We start from the raw sequence: 20,939 nt of genomic DNA on the forward strand, positions 1-20,939 counted from the left end.
CGCAAGATCTGGACGATCCGGGTCGGCTCGGTCGGCAGCGTCTTCTTCGGCTCCTCCGGCGCGGCCACCGCAGGGCCAGCGGCGACCGGGCTCGCGTCGAGGTCGCGCTTGATCACCCGGCGCACCCCGGCCACGTCCTGCATCGCGCGCGAGGCAATCGCGCGCGAGAACAGCGAGGGGTCGGCGAAGTGGCCGCTGACTTCGACATCGCCGTCGCCCAGATAACGCGTCTGCGTGGTCAGGCCCTGGCTGCGCAGCACTTCGCGCACGTCGCCGGCGATGTCGTCGCCGGTGCGCAGTTCCAGCCGCGCCTCGACCTCATCGGTGATCAGACGCTTGCGGATCATCTCGCGCGTGGCCGCGTCCTTGACCGTGCCCGACAGCACCAGGCCGCCGTCCTCGTTCTCGACCAGGCGTCCGCCGGCGATCGAGAACTCTTTGATCAACGGCTGCACCAGTTGGGTCGGCGTGGGTTTTTTCTCGAAGCCCGGCATCCCCGCCGCGGCGATCGCCACCGGCACCAGCGACCGCGCCGCCCGGCCGGCCACCGGCGGCCGGCGGCGCCGCGCCCCCCTTCCCGCCAAGGCCGCCGGGAAAAACCACCTTCCCTTTGAATTTCCCGCCGTAATTCTGGCGGCCCGCCTCGACGAAGGTCTCGTAGGTGCCCTGCACGATGCCCTGCGTGCCGATATAGATCCACGAACCGGCGGTCATCTGGCCGTACATGGCCAGGCCCTTCTTATCCAGTTCGTTGAAATGATCCCATGTCGCCCAATGAGGAACGAGGTTGGAATTGGCGATGAGGACGCGCGGCGCATCCGCATGGGTGCGGAACACGCCGACCGGCTTGCCGGACTGCACCAGCAGGGTCTCGTCCTCGTTCAAGGTCTTCAGGGTCGCGACGATCTTGTCGAAATCGTCCCATGTACGGGTGGCGCGGCCGATGCCGCCATAGACCACCAGTTCATTGGGATTTTCGGCCACATCCGGATCAAGATTGTTCATCAGCATGCGCAGGGGCGCTTCTGTCATCCAGGATTTGGTATTGAGTTCCGGTCCGCGGGGGCTGCGGATTTCACGGATATTGTGACGTGGATTGTTCATTTTAAGCTCCCGAGCTTGAAGGCGGTTTGTTCGAGATTTTCGAGAATGTCCTTGAGATGCTTGCGCAGGCGCTCGGCCTTCGTCTCGTCATAGGCAAAGGGAGGCGCTTCGGTCTGCAGATGGGTGGATTGCGCCAGCTCCATCTGGATGGCATGCACACCCTTTTCCGGCTTGCCGTAGTGGCGCGTGGTCCAGCCGCCCTTGAAGCGTCCGTTCATCACGCCGTCGTAACCCGGTGCGGCAAAGGCAAACCGGCCGGTGGCTGCCGCCACCTCCGGGGCACAGCTCGCGCCCTGATTGGTGCCGATGTTGAAATCCGGCAGCTTGCCCTGAAACAGAAACGGGATGTGCGAGCGGATGGAGTGGCAATCATAGAGAATGGCGAGGCCGTGAATGTCCTGCACGCGCTTGATCTCCGCCGCCAGGGCGGCGTGATAGGGCTTGTGGAAATGCTCAAGCCGTTTTTGCGTATCGGCGGCAGCGGGTTTTTCGCCGTCACGCCAGATCGCCCTGCCGTCGAAATCCGTTTCCGGGATGAGGCCAGTGGTGTTCTGTCCGGGATAGAGGCTGACGCCTTCCGGATCGCGGTTGGCATCGATCACATAACGGTGGAAGGTGGCACGAACGGTCGTCGCTTCCGGCAGAAGCCCGTCATAAAGCGTATGGATATGCCAGTCCGTATCGGCCAGCAGCTGACCGTTCTCGTTCAGCCGTGCCCAGATATCGGCCGGAATCTCGGTGCCGGTGTGCGGCAGGCCAAGAATGACCGGGGACGCCCCCTGCTTGACGTCAACAACACTCATAGGCCGGTATCCAGTGCTGGGAGGATGTCGGGGGAGATGGCGGCATTGAGCGTCCCGGAACCAATGAGATCGGACACGGCCTTCAGGTCCGGCGCCATGTAGCGGTCCTCGTCCAGCGTCGGCACGACGGAACGGATCGCGGCATGCGCGCGGGTGAGTTCCGGGCTGGTCTGCAGCGGGCTGCGCAGGTCGATGCCCTGCGCGGCGGTCAATGCCTCGATACCGATGATGGAGAACAGATTGTCCGTCATCTGCAACAGGCGGCGCGCGCCGTGGCAGGCCATGGACACGTGGTCTTCCTGATTGGCCGAGGTCGGCGTGGAATCAACGGACGCCGGATGCGACATCTGCTTGTTTTCCGACATGAGCGCTGCCGAGGTGACCTCGGCGATCATCAGGCCGGAATTCAAACCCGGTTTGCGGGCAAGGAAAGCGGGCAGGCCGTAGCTCAATGCCGGATCGACCAGTAGTGCGATGCGGCGCTGGGCGATCGAGCCGATTTCGCAGATGGCAAGCGCAATCTGATCGGCGGCGAAAGCAACGGGTTCCGCATGGAAGTTGCCGCCCGATACCACCGAGCCATCGCTGAGAACCAGCGGATTGTCGGTGACCGCATTGGCTTCGATTTCCAGCGTCCGCGCCGCCATACGCAGCAGATCGAGGCAGGCGCCGTCGACCTGGGGCTGGCAGCGGATGCAGTAGGGGTCCTGAACGCGTTCGTCGCCTTCGATATGGCTTTCGCGGATCGGCGAATTTTCGAGCAGGCGGCGAAGCGCGGCGCCCGTATCGATCTGGCCGCGATGGCCGCGCAGGGTGTGAATATCGGGGTGGAACGGCGCGGAGGAACCCATCGCCGCATCGGTGGACAGGGCCCCCGTGATCAGTGCCGACTGTGCAGAGCGATGCGCCCGGAACAGGCCCGCGAGCGCCAGCGCCGTTGAAACCTGCGTGCCGTTGATGAGCGCAAGCCCTTCCTTGGCGGCAAGTACCACCGGCTTCAGGCCTGCCTTGGCAAGCCCCTCTCCGGCCGGCATCTGCTTGCCACCGAACACCACATCGCCCTCGCCGATCATTGCCGCCGCCATATGCGCCAGCGGCGCCAGATCGCCGGAAGCGCCCACGGAGCCTTTCTCGGGAATGACAGGAATGACGCCTTTGGCCAGCATCGCTTCGATAAGGCTGATCAGTTCCGGGCGCACGCCCGAAGCACCGCGGCCGAGCGAGATCAGCTTCAGGGCCATGATCAGGCGGACAATGTTTTCCGGCAGCGCATTGCCGACACCGCAGCAATGCGACAGGATCAGATTGCGCTGGAGCGTCCCCACATCGGCGGCGTCGATGCGGATCGAAGCAAGCTTGCCGAAGCCGGTGTTGATGCCATAGACCGGCGCGCTGCCGGCTGCGATTTCGGCGATGCGCGCAGCTGCGGCTGCAATCCCCTTATGAAACGATGCATCGAGCCGGACAGGCGTGCCCTGCCAATAGATTTTTTCCAGTTCAGCCAGAGGAACGGAACCGGGGTGGAGGACGACAGTCATGGTCAAGCCTTCAAGATGAGCTGGTGGAGGGGATTGAAACCGATGCGGTAGCAGAGTTCTGCGGGCTGGGCGGCGTTCCAGATGGCGATTTCGGCGCGTTTGCCGGGAGTGATGGTGCCAATGTCATCCTGCAATCCCAGCGCATGCGCTGCCTCGCGGGTTGCACCCGCCAGCGCTTCCTCGGCGGTCAGGCGGAACAGGGTGCAGGCCATGTTCATGGTCAGGAGCAGCGATGTCAGCGGCGATGTACCGGGGTTGCAGTCCGTGGCGATGGCGATGCGGGCACCGGCGTCGCGCAGGGCTTTGACCGGTGGCGCCTGTTCTTCCCGCAATGCATAGAAGGCACCCGGCAAAAGCACCGCAACCGTGCCTGCGGCGGCCATGGCCCTGGCGCCGTCTTCGTCGAGATATTCAAGATGATCGGCAGACAGTGCACCATAGGATGCGGCAAGCTTGGCACCGCCGAGATTGGACAGCTGTTCCGCATGCAGCTTGACCGGAATGCCAAGAGCTTTCGCCCGGTCAAACACACGCGTGATCTGGGCCGGCGAGAAGGCAATACCTTCGCAAAAGCCGTCGACCGCATCGACCAGACCTTCCGCATGGGCGGCGTCGAGACCCGGCAGCACAACTTCGCTGATATAATCATCCGCGCGGCCGCGATATTCCGGCGGCACCGCATGGGCAGCGAGATAGCTGGTGCGGATGCGCACGGGACGCAGCGTGCCGAGGCGGCGCGCCACCCGCAGCATTTTCAGCTCCGCCTCGATGTTGAGGCCGTAGCCGGATTTGACTTCAACGGTGGAAATGCCCTCCGCCAGCAGGGTGTCAAGCCGCGGCAGGCTTTGCGCGACAAGTTCATCTTCCGATAGACCATTGGTCGATTTCACCGAGGAAACAATGCCGCCGCCAGCCCGGGCGATTTCCTCATAGCTGGCGCCCTCGAGGCGCATTTCAAACTCGCGGGCGCGGTTGCCGCCGAAAACCAGATGAGTGTGGCAGTCGATCAATGCCGGCGTCGCCAGCCGGCCGCCGAAATCCTGCACCTCGACAGCTTTCCAGTCATCCGGAACAGCGGTGCCAACCCAGGAAATACGATCCCCTTCAATGCCGATCGCACCCGCGTCGATCAGGCCATAGGGCGCACCGGTATTCTCCAGCGTCGCGATCCTCAATCCGGACAGAATTTTTCTCATCGGCCTTGATACCATCCCCATTAGTGCTTGCTCATGACGTTATTATGTATATACATATTATGTCAATCCGGGGATGAGAGAAGAAATGAGCGAAGCCAAAAAATCTGTTTTTGCGAGCACGGCCCTCACGGAAAAAGGCTGGGAACGCGACGTCCTCGTGCAGATCGGCGCGAGCGGGCAGATCGTGTCGGTGGACGCAAACAGCACTGCGCCCGCTGACAGTCATCGCACCGCTGTTCTTCTCCCGGCACAGGCCAATCTGCACAGCCACACATTCCAGCGGGCCATGGCCGGCCTTTCCGAAGCGCGCAGCCCGGCGGGCCGCGACAGCTTCTGGACGTGGCGCGAGATCATGTACCGCTTCCTCGATATTCTCGATCCGGATGACATCGAAGCGATCGCCGCCTTCGCATTCGTCGAAATGCTCGAATCCGGCTATTCCAGCGTGGCCGAATTTCACTATGTCCATCACCAGCCGGGCGGCACCCCCTATGCCAGCCTCGGCGAATTGTCGGAGCGCATCGCCGCTGCCGCCAGTGCGAGCGGTATCGGCCTGACATTGCTGCCGGTTGCCTATGCACAGGGCGGCGTTGACGGACGCACGCTGGCGGGCGGGCAATTGCGTTTCGGCAATGATGTCGAGCGCTTTTCCAAACTGGCGCAGGCCGCGCAAAAGGCCGCGCGGCAAACAGGTCCCGATGCGGGTTTCGGCGTCGCACCGCATTCGATCCGCGCCGTCAGCGAACGCGACCTTCTGGAGCTGGAGCGCCGGTTTGCCGCCATGCCCTTCCACATCCACATCGCCGAACAGCTGCCGGAGCTGGCAGAAGTCCAGGCGGCCTATGGCCAGCGCTCCATGAGCTGGCTGCTGGACCATCTGCCCGTCAATGAGCGCTGGTGCCTCATTCATTCGACGCACATGACACCGGAAGAGACCTTGCGCGTTGCTGCCAGCGGCGCGGTGGTCGGCCTCTGCCCGCTGACCGAGGCAAGCCTCGGCGATGGCATTTTTGATGGCGTGCGCTACCTGGGTGCGGGCGGACGGTTCGGTACGGGATCGGATTCCAACATCCGCATTTCACCATCGGAGGAACTACGGCAACTCGAATACAGCCAGCGTTTGCGCGATGTCTCTCGGGTCACGCTTTCCGTCGACGGCAAATCCAACGGCCGTACGCTCTATGACACCGCGCTTGCGGGCGGAATGCAGGCATTGGGCCGCAATGGCGGCAGTCTTGCCGTTGGACAATGGGCCGACATGGTTGCACTCGATGCCGATAATCCCGCGATCCTCGGCCTCCGGGGTGACCGGTTGCTTGACGGCTGGATTTTTGCAGGCGACAGACACGCGGTGACCGATGTGTGGTCGGCGGGCCGTCATGTGGTGCACGAGGGACGCCACCACGCGCGGGAACAAATCTTTGCAACCTACAAGACGCGGCTTGCGTCGGTTCTGGAGCGGGTGTGACGGCAACAGCGCGAAAATCCTTCCATGCCATCAAAGCGGAAATGGCCCGGCGCATCGCCGAGCGGGTCTGGGCACCCGGTGCACTGATTCCCGGAGAGGAAGTGCTGTCCATTGAATTCGGCTGCGCCCGCGCCACGGTCAACCGCGCCTTGCAGGAACTGGCGCGGGGCGGCGTCCTCGTGCGCAAGCGCAAGGCCGGAACCCGGGTAGCCCTGCACCCGATGCGGGAAGCGCGCTTTGTCATTCCCATCGTCCGGCAGGAAATCGAGACAAAGGGCGGCGCCTACCAGTTCAGGCTGCTTTCCAACCAGGTGGAAAAAGCACCGGGAGATGTTGCCCGCCGCATGGGCCTCGCCAAGGCCAAGGACATGCTGCACGTGCGCTGCCTGCACCTCTCCGACGGCAAGCCGTATCAATATGAGGATCGCTGGATCAATCTCGATGCGGTGCCTTCCATTCGCGGCGAGACATTCGAGACCATCAGCCCGAACGAATGGCTGGTGACCCACTCACCGTTCTCGCAGGCCGAGATCGTCTTTCACGCCGGCGTGGCGAGCGCACAGGAGGCTGATATTCTCCGTGTCAGCGAAAAGGACGCCGTGTTCATCGTGGAACGCGTCACCTTCGTGCCGCAGAAGCCGATCACATTCGTGCGGATGATCCACCCCGCCTCGCACCGCATGGTCACACAGCTCTAGAAGACATTCGGCTTGATGACGCAAGGAATAGACCTTCGCGCGCCCTCGGGGTGCGATGATTTGTCAGCTTGCCAGAACAATTGTCTACTAAAAAACTCATAATTTCCTAGAATCATTCTAAGCTATTGATATTTTTCATGCTTTTCGAAAATTATCATTTGACTTTGGAATAAGTCATTGCCTTTATGCACAAGCACACGAGTGCATACCTTTGATGTCTGGGCCTTGAACCCGTTCGATTGGAGGACCCTATGATAGGTCTTTTTCTGCCACGCCTGCGCGTGGTTTTCATGCTGCATGCGCAGCTTCCACGTCCCGCACCCGGCCTGAACCGGCTGACGCAGCCCGTTGCCCGCCCATGCCGCAACAATGAACAGGATGGGAGTGGGCATGTATCCACGCGCATCTGAAGCAGGGCAAGGGACAGGCTGCTATTTCGACCGGGCTCCGGAGAAGCTCGTGCTGGAAGGCTATCGCCGGTGGACTGCCGGTTTTGAAACCGGTTCGGTGATCGCCTGGGAAATGGCGTTTGGCCTGTACAGCGAAATTCTCGGCAGCCGTGCAGGCAACCGCGCCCTGTCGGAACTCTCGTTCTTCATCCGCACCTTGCGCCACTGCGCCCTGTGCCCGCTGAAGACATTTCCATTCGGCTCGCATCACGTGTGCAAGGAAGAATGCCTGACTTTGGGGCTGATCGCCGGACTTCAAAATTGCGACATGCTTGCGGCACGAACCTGCCTCAATGCCATGGCATGCCCCTCCCGCCAGGAAGAGGTTGAGAATGCAGCCATCGGTTTTGCCGAAACGCTCGCCGAGCTGGATCAGGTGCTTTTGCCGATCCCTAAATTTGCCATTGACGACATCATTTCCCGCCCGCTGCGGGCAAAATACCACTAGGACGAAGGGGAAAACCAATGATCATCAACGCACGCATGGAACGACGTCTTTCAATCGCCGCCACCGCATTGCTGACACTGGCGATCTTTGTCACGCCACTCACAGTGCGCACCTCGATCGAAGCCAGGACAGTGACCACCACGTACACCGAAGTCGCAGAGATCACGCCGGTTGACCTGCTGATCCGCAAATAAGGGCCTCCAGCCCGGTACCGGCCGCAGGCCGGTACCACTTCCTCGCCGCCATGAAAGAATCCTGCTGCGGTCAAATTCCACCACCGATCCGGAATAGACTACCATTTCTGTAGACTATGGTATTCAGGTAGAATTTTCTAATTTATCGATATAAAAGGAATTCTTTCCAACGCCCGCTCTGCGGGGCGCTCTGCTACGCTTTAGGTCACACTACACGGAGGCAGGCATGAAACATTCCCGTATATCCCTATCGCTTGCGGCTGCTTTATTCGCCGCAACAGTTTCCTTTCAATCGCTGTCTGCCGCCCATGCGGATACGACGCTGCTGAACGTCTCGTATGACCCGACCCGCGAGCTCTACAAGGACTATAACGCGGCTTTTGCGGCGAAATGGAAGGCGGATACCGGGGAAACGCTGACCATCCAGACATCGCATGGCGGGTCTGGCGCGCAGGCCCGTTCGGTGATTGACGGGCTCGACGCCGATGTGGTGACGCTGGCGCTTGAAAGCGACATCTCCGCCATCGCCAAGGCAACGAAAAAGATCAATCCTGACTGGCGCACGAAATATCCGCACAATTCCGCACCGTATACGTCAACCATCGTCTTCCTGGTCCGCAAGGGCAATCCGAAGGGCATCAAGGACTGGGGCGATCTCATCAAGGATGGGGTCGAAGTCATCACGCCTAACCCCAAGACATCCGGCGGGGCACGCTGGAATTATCTTGCGGCCTGGGCCTGGGCCAATGGCCAATACGGCGGCGACGAAGCCAAGATCAAGGACTATATCGGCAATCTGTTCCAGCATGTCCCGGTGCTTGACTCGGGCGCACGCGGGTCGACCACGACCTTTGCCCAGCGTGAGCTTGGCGACGTGCTGCTCGCCTGGGAAAACGAAGCCTATCTTGCCTCCGATGAATTCGGCGCCGACAAATTCGACATTGTCGTGCCGCCGCAATCCATCCTTGCCGAGCCGCCCGTTGCCGTTGTCGACGGCAATGTCGATGCCAAGGGCACCCGCAAGGTGGCTGAAGCCTATCTCCAGTATCTCTACTCGGCAGAAGGCCAGACCATTGCAGCGAAGCACTTTTATCGCCCTTCCGAGCCCAAGCTGGTATCGGCGGATCTCCTGAAAAAACTGCCGGAGTTGAAACTGGTGACAATCGATGATCCAATCTTCGGCGGGTGGGCAAAAGCACAGCCCTATCACTTCGGAGATGGCGGAACGTTTGACCAGATTTACAAGCCGAAAAAGTAACAGCATGATCTCCAACCTTGCCAAGGCAGGTTGGCGGTTTAAGAGGCCGAGTGTTATTCCAGGGTTCGGAATGACGCTCGGCTTCACTCTTGCCTACCTGACCCTCATCGTCCTTATTCCGCTGACTGGACTGGTCTGGCGCTCCGCCTCGCTGGGCTGGGGCGGCATGTGGCACGTCGCGACGGACGCGCGCACGTTGAACGCCTTGAAAATCAGCTTCGGCACATCGCTGATCGCCGCCCTGATCAATGTCGTGTTCGGCGTTATCGTTGCGTGGGTTCTGGTGCGCTACCGCTTTCCCGGCCGCCGGATCATCGATGCCATCGTCGATCTGCCCTTCGCCCTGCCCACCGCCGTTGCCGGCATTGCCCTGACAGCCCTCTATTCGAAGAATGGCTGGATCGGCCGCTGGCTCGATCCGCTGGGCATCAAGGTTGCCTTCACGCCTGTCGGTATCACCATCGCGCTGATCTTCATCGGATTGCCCTTTGTCGTGCGCACGGTGCAGCCGGTCATGGAAGAAATCCGCAAGGAAGTGGAGGAAGCGGCGGCCACCCTCGGCGCGACCCGCTTCCAGACCATCTCGCGCGTGCTGCTGCCCGGCCTGACCCCGGCAATCCTCACTGGCTTTGCCCTCGCCTTCGCCCGCGCGGTCGGCGAGTATGGTTCGGTGATCTTCATTGCCGGGAACCTTCCCTATATCTCGGAAATCGCACCGCTGCTGATCGTCATTCGCCTGGAAGAGTTCGACTATACCGGCGCAACGGCCATCGCCGCCATCATGCTTCTGATTTCGTTCACGATGCTCTTCGTCATCAATCTGATCCAGGCCTGGAGCCGCAGGAGGTATGGCTATGCGACATGAGTTGCCGCAACCGCCGGAAGCCGCATCCAATGTCTGGCATCCCGCAACCACCGAGAGCCGCACGGCGCGTTTCATCCTCGTCGGCGTGGCGCTGGTCTTTCTCGGCCTGTTCCTGCTTCTGCCCCTGATCGCGGTTTTCTTCGAGGCCTTCCGCAAGGGCCCCGCCGCCTACCTCGCAGCCTTCGCCGACCATGATGCGCTCGCCGCGATCCGGCTGACCCTTCTGGTGGCGGCCATTGCCGTTCCGCTCAATCTCGTCTTCGGGGTGGTGGCGGCCTGGACCATTGCCAAGTTCGAGTTCAAGGGAAAGGCATTCCTGACGACGCTGATCGACCTGCCGTTCTCGGTTTCCCCTGTAATATCGGGTCTCGTCTACGTGCTTTTGTTCAGCACGCACAGCGCACTCGGCCCCTGGCTCAAATCACAGGGAATCGAGATCCTGTTCGCCGTTCCCGGCATCGTGCTCGCAACGGTGTTCGTGACATTTCCCTTCGTTGCACGCGAACTCATCCCGCTGATGCAGGAGCAAGGCACGACCGACGAGGAAGCGGCGCTTTCCCTCGGGGCGAACGGCTGGCAGACCTTCTGGCATGTCACCCTCCCCAACATCAAATGGGGCTTGCTCTACGGTGTGCTTTTGTGCAACGCCCGGGCCATGGGGGAGTTTGGCGCGGTATCCGTCGTTTCAGGCCATATTCGCGGCCTGACCAACACGATGCCGCTGCAGGTCGAAATTCTCTATAATGAATTCAATACGGTCGCTGCTTTTGCGGTGGCTTCGCTTCTGGCGCTTCTGGCGCTGGTGACGCTCGTTCTCAAGACCCTGCTGGAGTTGAGATACGGTGCGGAACTGGCAGCCAATGGCGGACACTGAGAGGAATAAACATGGACGTTCGCGTAAGTGGTGTGCGCAAGGAATTCGATCGCTTCCCGGCGTTGCACGACGTATCGCTCGATATCAATTCGGGTGAACTGATTGCACTGCTCGGCCCCTCGGGTTCCGGCAAGACGACGCTTCTGCGCCTGATCGCCGGGCTGGAAACCCCGACCGAAGGCAAGGTGTTTTTCGGCGACGAGGATGCATCGCTCAAATCCGTGCAGGAGCGCAATGTCGGTTTCGTGTTCCAGCACTACGCCCTGTTCCGCCATATGACCGTGATCGATAATGTCGGCTTCGGGCTCAAGGTTCGCCCCTCCGCCAGCCGGCCGAGCAATGAGGAAATCCGCCGCCGTTCGTCCGAGCTGCTCGATTTCGTCCAGCTCGGCGGCCTGGAAAAGCGCTATCCCGCCCAGCTTTCCGGCGGCCAGCGCCAGCGCGTTGCCCTTGCCCGCGCCATGGCCATCGAACCGCGCGTGTTGCTGCTCGACGAACCGTTCGGCGCATTGGATGCGAAAGTGCGCAAGGAGCTGCGCCGCTGGCTGCGGGAAATTCACGACAAGACCATGCACACGACTGTTTTCGTGACCCATGACCAGGACGAAGCCCTGGAGCTCGCCGACCGCGTGGTGGTGATGAGCCAGGGCAAGATCGAGCAGATCGGAACGCCGGATCAGGTTTATGACACGCCCAATTCGCCGTTTGTCTATGGCTTCATCGGCGAATCAAGTTCGCTGACCGTGCGCATCGACAATGGCGAGGTATGGCTTGCGGACCGCACACTCGGCCTGAAAAGCGATGCACCCGACGGCAACGCCACGCTTTTTTTCCGTCCGCACGATGTCGAGCTGATCGACGGCTGCGGCGGCTGCATTGCCGGAACCGTCATTGCCAGCCGCCGTGTCGGTGCGACAAGGCGCGTGGAACTCGAAATCGGCGGCGCGGCGGAACGCGTCGAGATTGAAATTCCGGCCGATCATCCGGCCCGGGAAAAGAGCCGCGTCGCCTTTCGGCCGAAGCATTGGCGGGTCTTTCCGCAGGCCTGACCCTTTCGGCCCTTGCCCCCGAAGCCGGAGTTCCATGAGCTCCGGCTTTTTGCTGCCCGGCCGTCATATGCTTGTTCACCAGAACAGAAACAGTCTGTTCACAAAGCCCATGCCCGTTCGCAAACAGCTGCAAAGGAGTTTGCGCACTGTGCCTCTGTGCAGCCCGCTACGAATTGCTTAAGATAAACAAATGGCAATCTGACTCATTTTCATCAAAACTGATCGGCAAGGATGAAAGTGGTGGTAGCTTAGTTGATCGTACCCGATTAGATCGTAAACTTCTCCATGGGTCGGTCGACCCGTTATTATCGTCTGTGTTGCAGCCCTGAAGATTTTTTCTTCACAACCGAAACGAAGGCAAATGGCCCTACTGTCTTTTTTTAAATCTTTCACACCACAGAAGAATGCCGTTGGTCAGATTTTTTCGGTCCAACCCAATCCAATCAGAGCCCATTACAAATCCATTGACGACCTGCGGGACCTGGGCGCGCGCGTGGCGCGCGGAGAAGATATCCGCCTGCCCGACTACGAACCGATGGTGTTCGAACAGCGCACGGTTGAAAATGCCCGATTGATCCTCCATTCCTATCGCTCCTCCGACGCGGCTGCACGCAAGGGCGAGACGATTACTCCGGCGGCCCAGTGGCTCCTCGACAATTACTACCTCGTCGACCAGAACATCCAGCAGGTGGAGCGCGATCTTCCGAAGAAGTTTTTCCGCCAGCTGCCGCCGCTGGCCGGCAAGCCGGAAATCCCGCGCGTCATGGCGCTGGCCTGGCTCTATGCGGCCCATACGGACAGCCAGTTCTCGCTCAACAGCCTGACAGCGGTGGTCGAAGGATTCCAGACGGTTGCGCCCCTGCATATCGGCGAACTCTGGGCCCTGCCCTCCGCCGTGCGCTTCATTCTCATCGAAAACGCCCGCCGGCTGTCGCTGCGCGTCGAACGGGCGCGGCGCATGCGCGCCTATGCCAACAGCGTTGCCGACGAAATCACGCTGAATGCCGACAAGGATACCCTGCCGCAGCTTCTGGCGCAGTACACCACTGCCGCACGCGACAGCACCTTCGCCACCCATCTGCTTTACCGCCTGCGCGGCGGCGCCATGCATTCCGGTGCGGCTGTCGCCTGGCTTGAGGAAGAGCTGGAAAAGAACGGCAGCGACGCCGAAGACGCCATCATCCAGGAACATACGCGCCAGTCCACCGGCGGCGTGACCATGGGCAACCTCATCCGCAGCCTGAAGGCTATCGACGACGTCGACTGGATCACCTGGTTCGAGACGGTCAGCGGCGTCGATGCGGTGCTGCGCGAACATTCCAATTTTGATGCGCTCGATTTCCATTCCCGCAATGCCTATCGCGTGGCGATTGAAAAGATCGCGCGCCGCTCGGGCAAGAGCGAGCAGGACATCACCCAGGCCGCCCTCGACCTCGCCCACCACAGCGCCGAAACCAAGGGGGACGAGAAGAGCGTCACGGTGCAGCGCAAGCGCGACGTCGGCTATTATCTCGCCGGCGACGGCCGCTCGGAGCTGGAAGAAACCTGCGGCTCGACCCCAACCGTGCTGCAGCGCTGGGTCCGGTTCTACAAGACACTCGGCCTTGCCGGCCTGTGGATTCCGGCTTCGGTCATTTCCATCGGTATTCTGTTCCTGATCCATTACTGGCTGCGCCGTTACGGCCTGCCGAGCGATACGGTTCTGCTGCTGACGGTCCTGGCGGTGTTCCCGACGATGGAAACCGCCAATGGTTTCGTCAACTGGATCATTCCCATGTTCATGCCGCCGACACGGCTGATCGGTTTTGAATACAAGAATGGCCTGCCCCCCGAGGCGAAAACCCTCGTCGCAGTGCCGACGTTGATCACCTCGCGCGATTCCGTCGACGAGCATATCCGCAACCTCGAAGTGCATTATCTGACCAATCCGCGTGGCGAAATCTATTTCGCCCTGCTCACCGACTGGGCGGACAGCAAGGTCGAGCAGAACGAGAACGATCTCGACATTCTCGACTACGCCCGGGAAAAGGTCACTGCGCTCAATCTGCACTATACGCAGGGCGGCAACCCGCGCTTCTTCCTCCTGCACCGCAAGCGCCTGTACAACGCGCAGGAAGGCCGCTGGATGGGCTGGGAGCGCAAGCGCGGCAAGCTGCATGAGCTGAACCTCCTGCTGCGCGGCGACAAGGACACAACCTATTTCCCCAGCAATGAGGAAGTGCCCGGCGACATCAAATTCGTGATGACGCTCGACTCCGATACGCGCCTCACGCCGGATTCGGTCAACCGCCTGGCGGGCAAGCTGAGCCATCCGCTCAACCGCCCGATCTACAAGGAAAAATCCGGCCGCGTGACCAGCGGCTATGCGATCCTGCAGCCGCGTGTCACCCCCTCGCTGACCACCGGTGACGATGCCTCGTTCCTGCAGCGCGTCTTTTCGGTCAACCGCGGTATCGACCCCTATGTCTTTGCCGTCTCGGACGTTTATCAGGATGTGCTGGGTGAAGGGACATTCACCGGCAAGGGCCTCTATGATGTCGATTTCTTCGAATTGGCGCTCGACGGCAAGATCGACGAGAACACCGTTCTCAGCCATGATCTTCTGGAAGGCGGCTATGCCCGCGCGGCGCTCGTCAGTGACGTCGAGGTGGTTGAAGACTATCCGACAGGCTATAATGTCGACATCTCGCGCCACCATCGCTGGACGCGCGGCGACTGGCAGCTCCTGCCCTACCTGTTCAGCACAAAGCCGGGTGTGACCGCCGTCACGCGCTGGAAGATGACCGACAATCTGCGCCGCTCGCTGACGCCGGTCTTCTGGATCATCGCCTCCATCGCCGGCTGGACATTGCTACCGCCCGGCGTCGCTGCCCTGTGGCAGTTCTTCATGATCTTCAGCATGTTCATCGTCCCGACGATGATCCTGTTCACCAATCTTGTTCCGACAAACATGAACCTGTCGCTGAAGGGCCATTTCCAGGCGATCCTCACCGACATTTTCTCGGGCGCAGCCGATATCGCCCTGCGCATCACCTTCATTGCCAACATGGCCTGCCTGATGGCCGATGCCATTGCACGCACGCTCTACCGCGTCTTCATATCGCGCAAGAACCTGCTGGAATGGCGTGCGGCGGCACAGGCGAAAGCCAGCGCCCCTGACACGCTGCAGTATTATACCCGTCTGATGTGGCCCGCGATCATCGTGGCTGCCGTCGCCATCGCGCTGCCGCTGGCTACCCATAGCCGTGCCTGGTATCTGGCCGTGCCGTTTGCCGTGATCTGGTTCTTCTCGCCGATCATTGCCTGGCTGGTCAGCCGTTCGGCCAAGCCGCTCGATGATCTCAATGTCCGTTCTTCCGACAAGAGCGAATTGCGCCGCTTCGCCCGCCGCACCTGGCACTACTACGATACGTTCGTCACCAAGGAACAGAATTTCATTCCGCCTGATAATTTCCAGGAGGACCCGCATCCGGTTATCGCCACGCGCACATCGCCGACCAATATCGGCATGTACCTGCTGTCGACCGTGGCGGCCCGGGATTTCGGCTGGATCGGCTTCAACGAGACGCTGACCCGTATCGACGACACGCTCTCCACGCTGGAAAAGATGGAGAAGTATCGCGGCCATCTCTACAACTGGTACGAAACAACCACGCTGCGCCCGCTCCTGCCGCTTTACGTCTCGTCGGTGGACAGCGGCAATCTTGCCGGCCATCTGGTGGCACTGTCTTCCGCGCTGGAAAAATGGGCGGAGGCCCCATCCGTCTATCTGCAAAGCGATCTCGACGGCATTCTCGATGTCAGCGATATTCTTGAAGAGGCGATCAACGACATTCCCGATGAACGCCGCGTCCTGCGGCCCCTGCGCCGCCGCCTGGATGAGCGGGTGGCTAATTTCCGCCGGGCCATCACGACCATCAAGGAAGAGCCGGAAACGGCATCGCTGCGCACCATCAACCTTTCGCTGTTCGCCGGTGACATCCAGCGTCTGACGGAAGAACTGCACGGCGAACTCGAAAGCCCGCTCAGCACCACCGCAAACGGCTGGGCGCTGATTCTGGTCAAGACCTGCCAGGCCCATACGGATGACGCCATCGGCACCCACGAGGGAACCGACAGCCTGCGCGAGCGGCTGGTTTCGCTGGCCACCCGCGCCCGCCAACTGGCCTTCGACACCGACTTCACCTTCCTTGAACGCAAGGAACGGCGCCTGCTGTCGATCGGCTTCCGCGTCGATACCAACGAACTCGATGCAAGCTGCTACGATCTTCTCGCTTCGGAAGCGCGTCTTGCCAGCCTGTTTGCCATCGCCAAGGGCGATATCCCGGTCGATCACTGGTTCCGCCTCGGCCGTCTCCTGGTGCCGGTTGGCTGGCGTGGTGCGCTGATCTCCTGGTCGGGCTCCATGTTCGAATATCTCATGCCGCCGCTGGTCATGATCGAACCGCTGGGCTCGATGCTGGATCAGACCAACAAGCTGATCGTCCAGCGCCAGATCGAATACGGTGATTCCAAGGGCCTGCCGTGGGGCATTTCCGAAGCCGCGTACAATGCGCGCGATCCGGAGATGAACTACCAGTACACCAATTTCGGCGTCCCGACGCTGGGACTGAAACGCGGCCTGTCCAAAAACTATGTGGTCGCGCCCTATGCCAGCATCATGGCGAGCCAGTATCGCCCGGCGGAAGCCGTGGCCAATCTGAAACGCCTGCGCGCGATGGGTGCGCTCGGTCAGTACGGTTTCTATGATGCCGTCGACTTCACCCGCTCCCGCGTGCGCGAAGACGAGGAATATGCCATCGTGCGCAACTACATGGCGCACCATCACGGCATGTCGATCGTTGCCGTCAACAATGTCGTGTTCGAAGGCCGCATGCGCGACCGTTTCCACTCGGATCCCGTCATCGAAGCCGCCGAACTGCTGCTGCAGGAAAAGGCACCGCGCGAAATCCCTGTCCTGCAGGCCAAGGCCGACAATCCGATGCGCAAGGCCGTGGAAAGCGGCGAAGAAACGGCCTCCATCCGCTTCATCAAGAACCCGCTTTCCGCTCCGCGTGCCACGCAGATCATGTCGAACGGCCACTACTCGGTCATGGTCACCGCCAATGGCGGCGGCTACAGCCGCTGGAATGGCCTGGCGATCACCCGCTTCCAGCCGGATCCGCTGGAAAGCGGCTATGGAACATTCCTGTTCCTGCGCGATCTCGACAGCGGTGAATGGTGGTCGGCAACCGGCGATCCCGTGCGGGCAGCCGGCGAAAAGAGCACAACCATCTTCGCCGACTACAAGGCCGAGTTCGTCAAGGAAAACGGCACGATCCAGTCGACGGTGGAAACCATCGTCGCTTCGGATTCCGACGGCGAAGGCCGCCGCATCATCATCACCAATACCGGCACGAAAGACCGGATCATTGAAGTGACCTCCTATGCCGAACTGGTTCTGACCGCAGACGATACGGACACGGCACATCCGGCATTCGCCAAGATGTTCGTGGAAACCGAGATCGTTCCGCGCGGCGACACGATCTACGCCACCCGCCGCAAGCGCGGCAGCAACGAACCCGATATTCACGTGGCGCACGTGGTCACGGACGGATCGGGCGCCATGCGTGAAATCCAGGCGGAAACCGACCGCCGGGCCTTCATCGGCCGGGGCCGCAACCTGCGCAACCCGGTTGCCTTCGACGAGGGCGTAACCCTCAACGGCAGCCAGGGCTTTGTGCTGGACCCCATCGCGTCGCTGCGCTGCCGTGTCCGCGTTCCCGCGCACAAGCGCGTCACGCTGGTTTTCTGGACCCTTGTCGGCCCCGACCGGCACGAGCTGGAGGAGGTTGTTTCCCGCTTCCGCCATCCTGACTGCTTTGCCCGCGAATTCTCGCTGTCCTGGACAAGCTCGCAGGTGCGGCTGCACCATATCGAGATCAATCCGGACGAGGCGGCCGATTTCCAGCGCGTCGCCACCAGCCTGATCTATCCGGACAAGGCCCTGCGCATGCCCGCCGAAAGCATCGCTTCCGGCCTTGGCAGCCAGTCCGACCTCTGGCCGATGTCGATCTCCGGCGACTTTCCCATCCTTGCCCTGCGCATTGATGACGAAGCCGACATGGACACGCTGAAGAACGTCCTGAAGGCGCAGGAATACTGGCGGGCAAAGGGGCTTGTGGTTGACGTCGTCGTCATCAACGAACGCTCCTTCTCCTACGCCCAGGACTTCCAGCGCGGGCTCGAAGCGATCTGCGAGAACAGCCGCAACCGCGGCGGCCAGTATGGCCCGCGCGTCCACATCTTCACCGTGCGCAAGGACCAGATGAGCGACGCGAGCTACAACACGCTGCTCGCCTCTGCCCGCATTGTCATGCACGCGCAGAACGGCACGCTGGTTGAACAACTGAAGCGCACGGAGGAACTGTCCGCCGACCTTCAGCCGGTTGCCGCCATACCGGCCGGCAAGGCTCTGGCGACCGGCGATACCGGCCTTGACGAGATGCGCAGCATCGCGCCGGCACCGACGCAGCTGGTGGGCAAGCGCCGTCTGAAAACAGACGGCAATGACCTGGCCTTCTGGAACGGCTTTGGCGGCTTTGACATGAAGACCGGTGAATACGTCGTCCGTCTTGCCGACCGGACCACCACGCCGCAGCCATGGATCAATGTGATCTCCAATGCGGGCTTCGGCTTCCACGTGTCGGCGGAGGGTGCAGGTTTCACCTGGTCGAGCAACAGCCGTGACTATCAGCTGACCCAGTGGTCGAACGATCCCGTGATCAACCGGTCCGGCGAAGCGCTCTATGTCGTTGATCTGGACAAGGGAACCGCGTTCTCGCCGACCGCCTCGGTGCTGCGCGATCCATCGGTTCAGTATGAAACCCGCCACGGCCAGGGCTATTCGACATTCCTGTCGCGCCACGGCAATGTCGGCCTTGAACTGACCCATACCATCGATACGGACATGCCGGTGCGCGTGTCCAGCCTCAAGATCACCAACCATGGCGGGACAGCCAAGCAGTTGCGTGTCTATGGTTTTGTCGAATGGATGCTCGGCAATTCCCGCGCCAAGACGGCTCCGTTCATCGTGCCGTCGCATGATACGGAAAGCGGCGCGCTCTTTGCCCGCAATCCCTACGGCACCGACCGCAAGGATCACGTGGCATTCTTCGCCGCAAACGTGAAGCCGCAATCGGTGACATCGGACCGGACCGAGTTCTTCGGCCCCCTGGGATCGGTGGACCAGCCGGCTGCCGTCCTGCAGGCAAAAACCCTGTCCAACGTCGTCGAGGCGGGGGGCGATCCCTGCGCGGCGCTTGCCGTCGATGTGGAGATCGCGGCGGGCGAAACCAGGGAAATCCTGTTCTATATCGGCGATACCGCCGGTGCCAACGAGGCACGGCATGTTCTCGCAGAACAGTTGAAGCGCCCGTTTGAAAAGACGCTTGCGGCATCCAAGGCAATCTGGACCGGCTTCCTCGATGGCCTGCAGGTGGATACGCCTGATGATGCATTCGACGTGATGGTCAACCGCTGGCTGCCCTATCAGAGCCTTGCCTGCCGCATCTGGGCGCGCACGGCCTTCTATCAGGCCAGCGGCGCCTTCGGCTTCCGCGACCAGCTGCAGGACACGTTGTCCATGCTGGTGCTCGACCCGTCACTGGCCCGGCACCAGATCCTCAATGTCGCCGCCCGCCAGTTCAAGGAGGGCGATGTCCAACACTGGTGGCTGCCGACATCGGGTGCCGGTGTACGGACGATGATTTCCGATGATGTGGTGTGGCTCGGTTATGCCATTGCCCACTACACGTCGGTGACCGGCGATATGAGCATCCTCGACGAGCAGATCGCCTTCATCGAAGGCAAGGCTCTCGAAAACGGCGAGCACGATGCTTTCTATCAGCCGACAATCGCGGCTGATAAAGTCACGGTCTACGAACACGCGGCACGCGCGCTCGATCTGGCAATCGCCCGCACCGGCGTGCATGGGCTGCCGCTCATGCTCACCGGCGACTGGAACGACGGCATGAATCGGGTCGGCGAAGAGGGCAAGGGCGAGAGCATCTGGCTGGGCTGGTTCCTGATCAGCACCCTGCGCGATATCCTGCCGATTGCCCGCCAGCGCAAGGATGCCGACCGCATCAAGCGGTGGGAAGCCCATATCGAAAGCCTCAAGGCGGCGCTGGAAAAGGATGGCTGGGACGGCGAATGGTATCGCCGCGGCTATTTCGACGATGGTTCGCCGCTGGGTTCCAAGACCAGCGACGAGTGCCGGATCGACTCCATCGCCCAGTCCTGGAGCGTTCTCTCCGGCTATGGTGATCCCGATCGCGCCAAGCAGGCCATGCAGTCCGTTGCGACGCATCTGGTCGATGACGAGGTCGATATCATCAAACTGTTCACACCGCCGTTCAACAAAACGCGGCATGAGCCCGGTTACATCAAGGGCTATCCGCCGGGTGTGCGTGAGAATGGCGGGCAGTATACCCATGCCGCAACCTGGGCAGTCTTGGCCATGGCCAAGCTTGGAAATGCCGACGAAGCCTATCGCTGGTTCAGCAAGCTCAATCCGGTGAACCATTCGCTGGATGCCGACAAGGCCGAGTCCTACCGGGTCGAGCCCTATGTCGTCGCTGCGGACGTCTATTCGGTTGATCCGATGCGCGGGCGCGGCGGCTGGACCTGGTACACGGGTTCTGCCGGCTGGCTCTACCGCGTGGCAACGGAAGGCATTCTCGGCATCAGCCGTAGGAATGACCGGCTGTTCGTCGATCCGGCCCTGCCGACGGCATGGACCGACGGCTTCAGCTTCGTGCTGCGCAACGGCAAGGCGCGCTATACCGTCGAGGTGAAACCGGCGGCCAAGGGCGGCAGGAAGATCACTGTGGACGGCAAGAAGCTGGCCAAAGCCGATGCGGGCATTCCGCTCGAGATATCGGGCGAACACACGGTACTCGTGGAAGTCGTGCCGGGAAAATAGCCAGCGGCTTGGTGGCCGCTGACTGAGTTG

The 20,939-nt window shown here is 61.2% G+C and carries 14 protein-coding genes and 1 pseudogene; 10 read left to right on the plus strand and 5 right to left on the minus strand.

Going from position 1 to position 20,939, the window contains the following annotated elements; all coding sequences use genetic code 11:
- The 5 genes and pseudogenes from RDL77_RS08785 to hutI all read right to left on the minus strand — a co-directional run.
- Positions 1-347, minus strand: a 347-nt coding sequence (locus tag RDL77_RS08785; protein ID WP_288192560.1) for a hypothetical protein, incomplete at its 3' end; no start/stop codon positions are given.
- A gap of 202 nt (positions 348-549) precedes the next feature.
- Positions 550-1,104, minus strand: a pseudogene (locus tag RDL77_RS08790) (urocanate hydratase); the annotation flags it as partial.
- Positions 1,101-1,907, minus strand: coding sequence for an N-formylglutamate deformylase (gene hutG, locus RDL77_RS08795; RefSeq protein ID WP_288192561.1), 807 nt, complete (start codon positions 1,905-1,907; stop codon positions 1,101-1,103). The pseudogene RDL77_RS08790 and the gene hutG, both read right to left, overlap by 4 nt.
- Positions 1,904-3,445, minus strand: coding sequence for a histidine ammonia-lyase (gene hutH, locus RDL77_RS08800; protein ID WP_288192562.1), 1,542 nt, complete (start codon positions 3,443-3,445; stop codon positions 1,904-1,906). Before hutH ends, hutG begins: the two co-directional genes overlap by 4 nt.
- A gap of 2 nt (positions 3,446-3,447) precedes the next feature.
- Positions 3,448-4,641, minus strand: coding sequence for an imidazolonepropionase (gene hutI, locus RDL77_RS08805; protein ID WP_288192563.1), 1,194 nt, complete (start codon positions 4,639-4,641; stop codon positions 3,448-3,450).
- 85 nt (positions 4,642-4,726) lie between these two features.
- Here hutI and RDL77_RS08810 point away from each other — a divergent pair, with 85 nt between their 5' ends.
- From RDL77_RS08810 to RDL77_RS08855, 10 genes are all read left to right on the plus strand, one after another.
- Positions 4,727-6,109, plus strand: coding sequence for a formimidoylglutamate deiminase (locus RDL77_RS08810; protein ID WP_288192564.1), 1,383 nt, complete (start codon positions 4,727-4,729; stop codon positions 6,107-6,109).
- Complete coding sequence (locus RDL77_RS08815) at positions 6,106-6,807, plus strand: GntR family transcriptional regulator (RefSeq protein WP_288192565.1); 702 nt, start codon at positions 6,106-6,108, stop codon at positions 6,805-6,807. Before RDL77_RS08810 ends, RDL77_RS08815 begins: the two co-directional genes overlap by 4 nt.
- 251 nt (positions 6,808-7,058) lie before the next feature.
- Positions 7,059-7,217, plus strand: coding sequence for a hypothetical protein (locus RDL77_RS08820; protein WP_223612239.1), 159 nt, complete (start codon positions 7,059-7,061; stop codon positions 7,215-7,217).
- Positions 7,198-7,704: a hypothetical protein gene (locus tag RDL77_RS08825; protein ID WP_223612240.1), complete on the plus strand. Its 507-nt coding sequence runs from the start codon at positions 7,198-7,200 to the stop codon at positions 7,702-7,704. Before RDL77_RS08820 ends, RDL77_RS08825 begins: the two co-directional genes overlap by 20 nt.
- Positions 7,705-7,721: 17 nt before the next feature.
- The gene (locus RDL77_RS08830; RefSeq protein ID WP_288192566.1) at positions 7,722-7,898 is read left to right on the plus strand and encodes a hypothetical protein; all 177 of its coding nucleotides are present in this window, start codon (positions 7,722-7,724) and stop codon (positions 7,896-7,898) included.
- A 226-nt stretch (positions 7,899-8,124) separates the two neighbouring features.
- A complete protein-coding gene (locus RDL77_RS08835) occupies positions 8,125-9,156 on the plus strand; it encodes a sulfate ABC transporter substrate-binding protein (RefSeq protein WP_223612242.1) in 1,032 nt (343 codons plus the stop codon).
- A gap of 4 nt (positions 9,157-9,160) precedes the next feature.
- Positions 9,161-10,021: a sulfate ABC transporter permease subunit CysT gene (gene cysT, locus RDL77_RS08840; protein ID WP_223612243.1), complete on the plus strand. Its 861-nt coding sequence runs from the start codon at positions 9,161-9,163 to the stop codon at positions 10,019-10,021.
- A complete protein-coding gene (gene cysW, locus RDL77_RS08845) occupies positions 10,011-10,895 on the plus strand; it encodes a sulfate ABC transporter permease subunit CysW (protein WP_288192567.1) in 885 nt (294 codons plus the stop codon). Before cysT ends, cysW begins: the two co-directional genes overlap by 11 nt.
- Positions 10,896-10,906: 11 nt before the next feature.
- Entirely contained in the window at positions 10,907-11,944 is a 1,038-nt protein-coding gene (locus RDL77_RS08850; RefSeq protein ID WP_288192568.1) for a sulfate/molybdate ABC transporter ATP-binding protein, read from the plus strand.
- Positions 11,945-12,305: 361 nt separating this feature from the next.
- The gene (locus RDL77_RS08855; RefSeq protein ID WP_288192569.1) at positions 12,306-20,909 is read left to right on the plus strand and encodes a GH36-type glycosyl hydrolase domain-containing protein; all 8,604 of its coding nucleotides are present in this window, start codon (positions 12,306-12,308) and stop codon (positions 20,907-20,909) included.
- Positions 20,910-20,939: the final 30 nt, after the last annotated feature.

The organism is uncultured Phyllobacterium sp., assembly GCF_902479695.1.
GTDB classification, from domain to species: Bacteria; Pseudomonadota; Alphaproteobacteria; order Rhizobiales; family Rhizobiaceae; genus Phyllobacterium; species Phyllobacterium calauticae.